This is a genomic window from Mesorhizobium sp. M7A.F.Ca.US.014.04.1.1 (genome assembly GCF_003998745.1).
Lineage (GTDB): Bacteria > Pseudomonadota > Alphaproteobacteria > Rhizobiales > Rhizobiaceae > Mesorhizobium > Mesorhizobium ciceri.
In genome coordinates, this window is the sequence record NZ_RZRW01001036.1 from 1 (window position 1) to 1,226 (window position 1,226).

Annotated in this window: 1 pseudogene; it reads right to left on the reverse strand. The window is 66.0% G+C overall.

What is annotated here, in order from left to right:
• A pseudogene (locus EOA22_RS34230) lies at window positions 1-1,226 on the reverse strand (translocation/assembly module TamB); the annotation flags it as partial.

Here is a 1,226-nt window from a genome sequence, read left to right on the forward strand (position 1 = left end):
ATGGTGGCGCCGCCGGTGAAATTGGTCCAATCGCCGTCGCGCTTCAGGTCGACGCCGATGCCGCTGATTTCGGTGGTTCCGGAAGTGACGCTGTCAGCCTTTATCGAACCGGCGATCGCCGGCGCCTTGAGATAATTGGCGATCAGCGCATTGACGGTGATGGCCTTGGCCGTCACGTCGCCACGCGCGATCGAAGTGCTCTTCGCATCGATCGCGACGGAGGGCGCGTCGCCCTCCTTGGCAAAGCCGATGGTGCCGTCGATGTCGCCCGTCACCGCCTGGCCGGCGAGTGCGGCCAACTGGTCGATAGCGGGCGCGTCGAGCGTCAGCGTGCCGAGCGGCATGTACTTGTCGTCCAGCGCGAGATCGCCCGAGACCTTGTTGTCGCCCAGCGAGACCAGGAATCCGTTGATCGAACGCTTGCCCTCGCTTGTCACCAGTGCTGCCTTGATATCGAGCGGCTGGTCGTTGACGGAGCCGGTCAGCGATACGTTGGCGGCGGGACTGGTGATATCGGCCTTGCCGCTCGCCGTCAGCTTGATGCTCTTCACCGTGCGGCCCGATGCCGTCAGGCTGTCCCTATCGGCGGTAACGGTGAAATCCGGCGCCGTCATCGCGCCGCTTGCCGACAGCGCGAAATCGACGCCACCGGCAACCGGCACGCCGACTGTCGGCGACAGCACGGAAACGTCGCCCAATTTGCCCTTGATGTCGGCCCGGATGTCGGTGCCCTGCATGCTGGCCGTGCCGGCGGCGCTGAGCGTGCCGGACGTGAATTCGATCGAGTTGGCGGCGAAGGATCCCTGCGGATCGCGGGCCGCGGTGGCCGAGAATTTCACCCGAGCGCCAAGCACCGAGGCGATCTGCGGCGGAAAGGCCGTCGCCACGGCATCCGCGTTCATCTTCAGCTGCATCGACAGGTCGGCAAGCGCCACCGTCGCCGTCAGAGAGGCGTTGAGCGCGTCGGAGCGCAGCGTGCCCTGGTCGATGGCAATGGCATCCTTGCTGACCGACCCGGCCAGATCGACATCGATCTTGCCGGTGATCAGCGGCGCCAGCGTCGCCACGTCGGTGTTGAGGCCACCTGCCTGCAGCTTGACGGTGACCGGCCCGGCGCGGTTCTGGATGTCAAAGCCGTCGGAATGGATCTGCGCCGCCAGATCATCCAGCCGCGTGCCGCCGGCGACGATGGAGACGAAGGAGGCGCCGATGTCGATGATCGGTGC